This window comes from Bartonella sp. AP280QHHD, from assembly GCF_042196125.1.
Taxonomy (GTDB): Bacteria; Pseudomonadota; Alphaproteobacteria; order Rhizobiales; family Rhizobiaceae; genus Bartonella.
The window spans coordinates 1-9,338 of record NZ_JBHIPQ010000053.1; the positions used below are offsets into that span (position 1 = coordinate 1).

General features: G+C 34.3%; 8 protein-coding genes, 1 tRNA gene and 1 pseudogene. 2 read left to right on the forward strand and 8 right to left on the reverse strand.

Annotation, left to right across the window (positions count from 1 at the left end):
• Positions 1 to 1,670: pseudogene (locus ACFIMK_RS08680) on the forward strand (DEAD/DEAH box helicase family protein); the annotation flags it as partial.
• A gap of 93 nt (positions 1,671 to 1,763) precedes the next feature.
• Here ACFIMK_RS08680 and ACFIMK_RS08685 read toward each other — a convergent pair.
• The 8 genes from ACFIMK_RS08685 to ACFIMK_RS08720 all read right to left on the reverse strand — a co-directional run bounded on the left by ACFIMK_RS08685 (position 1,764) and on the right by ACFIMK_RS08720 (position 8,676).
• The gene (locus ACFIMK_RS08685) at positions 1,764 to 2,045 is read right to left on the reverse strand and encodes a hypothetical protein (protein WP_375638593.1); all 282 of its coding nucleotides are present in this window, start codon (positions 2,043 to 2,045) and stop codon (positions 1,764 to 1,766) included.
• Between the two features lie 245 nt (positions 2,046 to 2,290).
• Positions 2,291 to 2,599 carry a BrnA antitoxin family protein gene (locus tag ACFIMK_RS08690; RefSeq protein WP_375638596.1) on the reverse strand — a complete coding sequence of 103 codons (309 nt, stop codon included), beginning with the start codon at positions 2,597 to 2,599 and terminating at the stop codon, positions 2,291 to 2,293.
• Positions 2,600 to 3,289: 690 nt separating this feature from the next.
• On the reverse strand, positions 3,290 to 3,856 hold the full coding sequence (locus ACFIMK_RS08695) for a biotin transporter BioY (protein WP_375629706.1): 567 nt from the start codon (positions 3,854 to 3,856) through the stop codon (positions 3,290 to 3,292).
• Between the two features lie 257 nt (positions 3,857 to 4,113).
• Positions 4,114 to 4,671 carry a biotin transporter BioY gene (locus tag ACFIMK_RS08700; RefSeq protein ID WP_375629709.1) on the reverse strand — a complete coding sequence of 186 codons (558 nt, stop codon included), beginning with the start codon at positions 4,669 to 4,671 and terminating at the stop codon, positions 4,114 to 4,116.
• Positions 4,668 to 5,324 (reverse strand): energy-coupling factor transporter transmembrane component T family protein, encoded by a 657-nt coding sequence (locus ACFIMK_RS08705; RefSeq protein WP_375613809.1) that lies wholly within the window; start codon positions 5,322 to 5,324, stop codon positions 4,668 to 4,670. The genes ACFIMK_RS08700 and ACFIMK_RS08705 overlap by 4 nt, the downstream gene beginning before the upstream one ends.
• On the reverse strand, positions 5,321 to 6,001 hold the full coding sequence (locus ACFIMK_RS08710; RefSeq protein WP_375613810.1) for an energy-coupling factor ABC transporter ATP-binding protein: 681 nt from the start codon (positions 5,999 to 6,001) through the stop codon (positions 5,321 to 5,323). The genes ACFIMK_RS08705 and ACFIMK_RS08710 overlap by 4 nt, the downstream gene beginning before the upstream one ends.
• 40 nt (positions 6,002 to 6,041) lie before the next feature.
• Entirely contained in the window at positions 6,042 to 7,469 is a 1,428-nt protein-coding gene (locus tag ACFIMK_RS08715; RefSeq protein ID WP_375629712.1) for an amino acid permease, read from the reverse strand.
• Positions 7,470 to 8,499: 1,030 nt separating this feature from the next.
• Positions 8,500 to 8,676 carry a SlyX family protein gene (locus tag ACFIMK_RS08720; protein ID WP_375612388.1) on the reverse strand — a complete coding sequence of 59 codons (177 nt, stop codon included), beginning with the start codon at positions 8,674 to 8,676 and terminating at the stop codon, positions 8,500 to 8,502.
• Positions 8,677 to 9,130: 454 nt separating this feature from the next.
• On the opposite strand from ACFIMK_RS08720, the gene ACFIMK_RS08725 reads away from it, so the two are divergent.
• Positions 9,131 to 9,206, forward strand: a tRNA-Thr gene (locus ACFIMK_RS08725).
• The last annotated feature ends 132 nt before the right edge of the window (positions 9,207 to 9,338 follow it).

Genomic DNA, 9,338 nt, shown 5'->3' on the forward strand with positions numbered 1-9,338 from the left:
CTCGATGTCTCGGATCTCGCTCTACCAGCAACAACAGATTCTCAAAAGCTTGGAGAAAAAGCCAATAAGACTTCTCCTGATGCCATGACAGTGGTCTTTGCTACCTACCATTCGATCCAAGTGATTTCGGATGCGCAAAAAAACCATGATTTACCCGAATTTGATCTAATCATCTGTGATGAAGCCCATAGAACCACTGGGGCTTCATTGGGAACAGAGGACAATGAATCTGATTTTATCAAGGTTCACGATAACAGCATCATTCAAAGCAAAAAACGTCTGTATATGACAGCAACGCCCAAGATCTTTACCGATGATGCCAAAAAGAAAGCCAATGAGATCAATGCCGTTCTAGCATCTATGGATGATGAAGAGCTCTATGGAAAAATCCTTTATTCTTATAGTTTCTCCCATGCTGTAAAGAATGGACTTTTAACGCCTTACAAGATTATCGTTTTAGGTGTTGATGAAGGAGAAGTGAGTAAATCTATCCAGCATCTGATGATAGATGAGAATTATGATCTTATTCTTGATGATAAATCGAAGATCATGGGTTGTTATCAAGCTCTTACCAAAATGGATCTGAAAATTGATCTTGGAGATGATACAAGACCCATGCATCGGGCTTTGGCTTTTTGTAGAAATATTGATACTTCTGAACGCATATGTAGAACATTCAACGATGAAGAAGTTAAGAAAGATTTACGTGATCTTCATGAAAACCATAAAAATATTCCTCCTCTTAACTGTCAAGTAGATCATATTAATGGAAAATCTGGTGCCAAAAACCGTACGATAAAACTTGATTGGTTGAAAGAAGATGCGGGTGAGAATGTCTGCCGTATATTAACCAATGTACGCTGCCTTTCAGAAGGTGTTGATGTTCCTTCCCTTGATGCGGTTATGTTTTTACACCCGCGTNATAAGAGATACAGTGTTGTCTGGCAAGTTCTCAATGCTTTGCTTGCCCATGATGAGAATTTTAGTAAAACCCTTAACCAGATGGTCTTAGGACAAGACGTAAGCTCTATCATCGACATTGTTACAGTTTCTAAAAAGACCGAATTAGAGAATGTCACCACGGTTATTGACGAAATCACGCTCCACGAAAAATCAGAAAAATCCGGACTTCGTATTGGGACACAAGCTCATGAACCGCAACATAGTCATAGCGTAACAGGAAGATTACCCTTTTTTGTTGAGTTTCCCAATGCTCTCAAAACACTGATTGTTAAAAAATCTACTATGAGTGATTATTGGGGCATTTGGGCGAACAATGTTGCTGAGATTGCACAAAACCATATCACACGCCTTCAAACTCTGCTTTCTGATCAAACAAGCGGAGCTTATCATGCCTTTGATGCGTTTCATAAGGAATTAAAAAACAACTTAAACAGTGAGATAAAGCAAGAAGAAGCGATTGAGATGTTAGCGCAACATCTTGTAACGCGTCCCGTGTTTGAAGCTTTGTTTGAGGGCAATGAATTTGTGCAAAACAATGCCATTTCGCAAGCAATGGAAAAATCTTAACAGAACTCGATAAAACCAATATTGAAGAGAAAACGAAAGATCTTGATAAATTTTACAACAGTGTCACGTTCTGTACAGCAGAGATTACCAAAACTCATGCAAAACAGAATCTTATTATAAACCTTTATGAAAGTTTTTTTGTAGTGTAGCTGCAAGAATTTGTTTAACTCTTTATTTGAAGAAAAAAGAGTTAACTCTATAGGAATCAAAATTCCAAAATATTGCTTATTTTGTTAAATCTGATTTTTAGAACGTGGGTTAGGAATATTCTGAAAGTCGTTTTCAGAATCAATCACTTCAGGATTATAAAGACTATTTTCTCCCGTTAAAACATAAATCCAATAGCAGATCTTCGAGTTAACAGAAAACTTTTCGATTATTAAGGTAGCACATTGATTATCACAGTTAAAATCGTATCTCCCTTCCTCTAAAAATTTATCAGCATCATTGATATTAACTAATTCTGAGGCTGGATCTATTTTATATTTATAAGAAAGGAAGTTAATGGTATTCATAAAGTTAACATAATTACAATGTCTATGTCTTATCAGACGGCAGGTGTTGCCTAAGTTATCTTAGTGACAACGGGAGGGTAGTGTATCCCAAATATACTGCGTCGTTTAGAATCGTTTGGCTGAAAATTAAGGCTATAAAATTTTAATTGCAAAAGCAATACGAGTTTTAGAGAACTCTGCAGTGAAAGCTGCTTAGATTTTTAGAATATGGGCCCCCCCTTCTCGGCTTTTAAGTGGAGGAGAAATCAGTGCATTGAACGAAGCATGGCATCACGTAAAATGGCGTTAATCCGCTTTTGATATCCTTTCCCTTGACTTTTAAAGTCACGCGCTAGCACGTCTGAATCCACACGCACTGTTGTGACAGTTTTGGGTAGTTTATAGAATGGATTGCGAACGGCATTTTTCCAGAACACATCATTGAGTGACGGAATATCACTATGATCAATTGCACTGTCCGGCATTGCAGCCAGTTTATCAACTTCAACTCTCTGTTTATCTGTCAAAGGTGATAAGTTACCTACATCAATTTTATAACGAACTTTCTTCTTTATAACGTTTCTTTTCTTTCGAGTTGGCTCGTCGTGCTGAAATAATACGGATTACCTCTATGCCATCTTTATCGTCATGGACAGTATGCGCTACGAATATTAATAAAAAACCATCCATGAGCCATAAAGCTTGCTCACCATACTCTCGTTTTCAATACGGTCTTGTTTAACCATAGTGAATGGGGCTGCAAAAACACTTGCAGCTATTTCAAAACTTTACACGGTGCTTTCTAAGATTACTTTTTGTTTTAGCTTCATTCCATTCAAATCTCATTTTTATACCTTATATTAATACATTTACTTATATTAACACATTTATAAGGGTATTATATACATCAAGAGTTTTAGATGAACACTTAATTATCCATGTTTTTGTACAATTAATATAATAATAATTTAAAAATTAGTGATTAATTAACTAAAAATATTAAAAAAATAATAAATTATTCTAAGGCTTTATGCATATAATATGCAAATCGAATAAAACTTACAAGCATGTTGAATAAAATGATATTAATTGGCTATTTGGGAGCTGCTCCTGAAAGCAAAAATGAATTTTGGTGCCGAAACATTCAATTTTCGTATGGCTATCTCTGAGAGCTATGCAGATAAAAATACCAATAAAAAGTAGACAAAACAAAATGGTATTCCGTGGTGCTTTTTAAGCTACATACATTTGGCAAAATTTGTTCTTCAGTACAGAACTGCCCCTTTTTCCGAATGAATGAGAGGAACGGTTTTTTTAATGGTCAACGCTACAAAGGATGCAATCAGCACTTTCAAGAAACCACTAACCAAAAAACCTAATGAACTTATTAAAACTGTCAGCAAAGGGACCTGTGTCATATAAGCCACCCATGGTATTCCAAAAGAATAGACTATCCCAATGCCACCCACAGTATTTATCACAAATAATATTATAAAATTTAACCGGTGCCAAAATAATTCTACCATAAAGCCAATAAAAAATGCAGCAAATGGAAAACTAATCAGATAACCACTCGTAACTCCTGAAAAAACACTAATTCCACCACGACCACTAGGCAATAGAGGTAACCCAATCGCAATAAGAACAAGGAAAAGAAGTGATGCTAAAGCTCCCCTTTTCGCTCCAAGTATAGAGCCTGCTAACATCGGAGCCATAGACTGAGCTGTAATAGGGACGCCCAGCAAAAAAGGAAGATAAATAGGAGGAAAAAGACTCAAAACAGCGTAAATAGCGGCAAATAAAGCAATATAAACTAAATCTTTTGTATTCACTGAATTATTCCTTCACTAGGGAAAAGCTTTCGTTATTGTTGTACAATTAATAAAAAGTATCAGATTTATAAAAGTACACTTTAAATGCCTTAGATATAGAGAAAAATACTATAATAATTTATTTTAATAACATCACTTATATGAATCATATTAGATTCTACAGTGTTTAATTACATCATAAATTACTATAGTTAAATTCAATAATAGTGATATATGAATATTATATAATAACAATATAACAAAATAATACATTTATTTTAGTTATTATGCTTTGAATGAATGAGAGGAACAGATCTTTTAATCGCGAGTGCAATAAAGGATGCAATCAATACTTTTAAACAATCGCCTATCAAAAAAACTGATGAAGCCATTAAAACCTTCAGTAAAGAAACTTTGGTCATATAAGCTGTCCATGGAACACCAAAAGAATAAACTATCCCAATGCCACCAAAAGTATTTATTATAAATAATGTTATAAAATTTAACCGCTGCCAAAAAAACTCTACCATTAAACCAATAAAAAATGCGGCAAATGGAAAACCTATTAAATAACCACTTGCAATTCCTGAAAAGACACTGATTCCACCACGACCACCAGGCAACAGAGGCAATCCAATCGCAACAAGAACAAGAAAAAGGAGTGACGCTAAAGCACCCCTTTTTGCCCCAAGTATAGACCCTGCTAGCATCGGTCCCATCGATTGAGCCGTAATAGGTACCCCTAGAAGAAAAGGAAGATAAATAGAAGGGAAAAGGCCCAAAATAGCATAAATAGCGGCAAATAAAGCAATATAAACTAAATCTTTTGTATTCATTTGATTCTTCTTTTACTATAAAAACTTTTATTATTATGAGATGCTATATCAATAGTATCAGCATCATAAGAACGCGCGTCCAATGCTTCAGCCACTTCTGAAGCCATTCTTATGGTTCGTATAATTAAAGGTATCGCAAGAGCAACAATGTTAGTATTAAGTCCTCGTGCTTGCTGTGCTTCATGTACCTCATTAAACTTTTCACCCAAAAGAGGAATAAACCTGATCGCCATAGAGATAACCATACTCACTTTTGATGGATTTATACCAAAACAACGAAAGGGCTGGAGGCCTGCTTCAATTGCATCCACCATATCTGACACTTTTGTTGTGAATGAAATAACTGATGATAAAGAAAAGAGGATAACAAGACGTAATATGACCTCAACCCCCGTAAGCCAACCGCTAAAAATAGTTTGAAATACAAATAGAAGAACTAAAAGCAATCCCATCGATTTAAATTGCTTTATCACAGTTTTGAAAGGGATTTTGGCGACTCTATAGAATAAGATGACCAACAATAAAAATAAACCAAGAAGCGCTATGGAAGAAACCATTATTATAAAAGTTCCACAGGCCGTAAGAAATAATAACTTAACTCCAGGACTTAACCTATGAATAAATGTATCCCTCGGAATATATAAACCGATCATGACATTCTTCTTATATACTCCTTTATAGCAACAAAAGGTACATCATCAATTGCTATCTCCCCCTTATCAAAAACCAGCACTCTATCAAACTTTTTCAAAAACTCTAAATCATGCGATACAACTATTGCCGTTTGCGGTAATTCTTCTATCACTTGCGTAACGCGATGCTTATTTCGCAAATCAAGTAATGTCGTCGGCTCATCAAAAATAATGTAGTCTGGTTTCATTGCAACTACACTAGAAATAGCAACAAGTTGTTTTTGCCCACCACTTAATAAATGGACAGCGTGATTTCTGAAATCTTGAAGTTCATAGCGCTGTAAAATTTCATCTACACGCTCCTTAATTTCATCTTTATTAAGCTTTAAATTTTTGAGACCAAAGGATAAATCCTCTTCAACTAATGGTAAAACAATCTGATTATCGGGATTCTGAAAAACAAATCCAACTTTACGTTTTACTGCTTTTGCATCGCGTTTTGTATCAAGCCCATCAACGCTTACAAAACCATGAGATGGTAATTGGAGCCCATTAATAAGGCGAACAAATGTACTTTTTCCAGAACCATTCGCACCTATAATAGCAACTCGTCTTTCGGTAAGCTGTACAGTAATATTTCTTAAAACACACAAATCACCAAAAACTTGTGTTACCTTATCAAATTTTATAATCCCCAAGGTTTATTCCAATCAATCCCTTTTATTAGCTCTTCTTTCTCTATCGCTTCAGTTTATAACCTAAAAGTAATAACAAGCACCATAGAGGAATAATAATGACTGCCAAACTCATATCAGGCATCTGTACAGGAATATATGCTTCAAGAAAAGGCAAGCTTATTCCTATCATATCAAAAAGTCGAGTCATCAATCCATTTTTCCCAAAACCACTGACAAACATAATGCAAAATAATAAAACAAGAAAGCAGAGGCAAAGATAGTTAGCGTAAGGATATAAACCAAACGCATAAATAAAATCGCCCTTTCTGTTCTTATGGGCATTGCGAAATTTCAAATGAACAATAACAATAATAGCCCAAGTAATCACTGCTGCTGCAGTTGCAAGAGCCATGATCCGCATGAAACTATTATCAGGAACAAGAGCATTAACAACGACAATCAACGCCGTACATAATGAAGAAAAAAGGATAGCAATATAAGGAACACGAGCAGCACTCAGTTTACTAAAAATATGTGGTGCATTTTTTTGTACAGCTAAACTATAAAGCATACGGCCATTAGAATAAATGCCACTATTGTAAACAGAAATAGCAGCCATAATCACCACAAAATTCAAAATATGACCAGCAGCAGGAATTCCTATAGTCTCGAAAATTGTGACAAAAGGACTACCATTTTTTCCAATCATATTCCAAGGGCTGATTATCATAATAATGCTGATAGATCCAATATAAAAAATTATAATCCTCCACATAACTTGACGGATAGCCGCTGGAATTGTTTTTTGTGGATTAGATGCCTCTCCAGCAGCAATACCAATAAGCTCCGTTCCTCCAAAAGAAAACATTACTACAGAAGTTGCTAAAACAACCCCTACTGCTCCATAAGGGAAAAAACCACCATGGTCCCAAAGATAATGAATATTCGCTTGATTTTCCCCTAGTCCAGTGACAATGAGAAAAATTCCAAAAATAATCATACCAATAACAGCAGCCACTTTGATCAAAGCGCAAACAAATTCAAATTCTCCATAAAAACGAACATTAAACAAATTAACAAATGTAACAAATAAAAGAACAATGAAAGATGTCTTCCAATGATCAATCAAAATCCAATGATCAAGGTAAAACCCTATCACTGTAAGTTCAGCCATGCTCACAAGAATATAAAGAAACCAATAATTCCAACCTGTTATGAAACCAGCTAATCTCCCCCAATATTTATAAGCAAAAAAACTAAATGCTCCTGAAGACGGTTCTTCTACTGACATTTCACCAAGCATTCGCATAATGAAATACATAATAAGCCCGCCGACAAGATAAGATAAAATAACTGAGGGACCAGCTAATTGAATTGCCTCGGTTGACCCATAAAAAAGTCCCGTCCCAATAACGCCACCCAAAGCAATCATTTGAATATGGCGATTTTGAAGGCTACGCTTCAATTCCTCGTGCTTTTTTTCAGACATCATGCCTCACTACTTTTGTTGAACTTAACCTCAACTTTTATTGAAAAATTAGGCACCTCTTTCAAAAAACACAAAACAAACGTAAACTTATTTTCTTATCATAATGCAACTCCTTATTTTTTTGTGCATTATACGTATGTCCCGTTGAAGTTTTAAGAAAAAATATGCTCCACCCTTTATTTAAATTAATGTCCTTCATTTTCGTTACACTAACCATTATAGCATTGGTCATTGATAACGCACACTCTGTAATCACATCACATTGGACAACAACCCCCTTTAATAAAATTTTAACAAACCTTCTGCAAACAGATATCTATCACCTTAATCAATCTCTATGCAAGGTAATGCCTGATTTTCTGTCCTCAATTTGCATTACTCTCACTTATTTACCCGCATGGTCTATCTTTGGTGCTTTAGCAATAGTATTTTGTATCTTAAATTACGAAAAACAAAAGCCTTTTCACAAAATATCATATACATATAACGAAGAGTACATTTGATCTTGAAAAAAACTTCTAGAGCTCTCTGTACTATAACATAATCGATGTCGCTTAAAACCCCTCACTCTATTAAAACAACTGAAGATCACTTGATCATCAGAAAAAATTAAAACGCTTCATTATAAATATAGGCGCTCACTTATGATTTCTATAGATAACAATAACATCACTTTATTTGTATCAATTAAAAAAAATTAGCGAATAAATCTACCTCCCACCTATAAGAAAACTCTGTACAGAAAAAACTTAAAATATTGCAGTTCATATATTTTTCTATGGCTGTTTCTTTAATACTCTACAAAAACTTTTCTTAATTTTCGTACTAGAAACCCCATATAAAAAACGTCTTCTAATATCAGCTCTCCTTATAAGATTGGAACTTATTAAAATTAATGAAGAAGCTTATAAAAATTATTCTACAAGTCTAACAAAATGCGTGAAATAAAAACTCCTCTGTAAATAATTGCAATTGTGATAAAAAATATTTCGCACCTTCTCCCTATTGAGAAAATGGTAAGATAACAGCTTCAGTAACACTCTAGTTCTTTTAAATCTGAAAATCGTCTCGCTAAAATATCAACTTTTTTAGATATCTCATCCAAACTTTTCCATTGATTAGTTACCTCTCGAGAAAGTTCCTCAATGAATTTTTCTTGGTAAGCTAGCTTCATTTCTAGTTCTATCAGCCGATCTTCATCCGACATGATTTTTACTCCCTCTTAAATAAAAAACGTGATTAATTTTATTAATCCTCCTCCCTTTTTCTTCCCATAAAAATGAGAAGTAACTTCTCAACTAATTCTACTCATCTATTTGCACATTATAAAAGGTTTATGATGATCTTTATTTTCCCAATCACTCTATGCAACAAATTTCTTTCTTAAGAATCAGAAAATGTTTTTATCTTTACTAAGTTATCTTGACACCATTTTTCATCCTAAAGATCTACATTCCCAGCTTCTTAATTTAAGTGCTATCGTAAATTGAAAAGCATTTTATAGCATTAAGGTCAAAGAATACTTTCCTCTGACTTTTACATAATTCTCCTTCAAATTATTATCATATGTATAAATTATTGAAAAAATGCATTCTTGCTTTTATACGTACTTTTAGCTATTACCCTCAAATTAGTTTTGTCTCATTGACTTACAAACCTATGCCGCATTAGCTCAGTTGGTAGAGCACATCATTCGTAATGATGGGGTCGCTGGTTCGAATCCGGCATGCGGCACCATTTTATTTCTTAAACATATTGAAATATATATTTTTTTTAATTAATTATCTGTGTAGCTTGCCAGCAGGTTTTGTATATTTTGACACTAGGTTTTGTACCAATTTATTTTTTCTCAAAGAGTTTTTAAGGGGT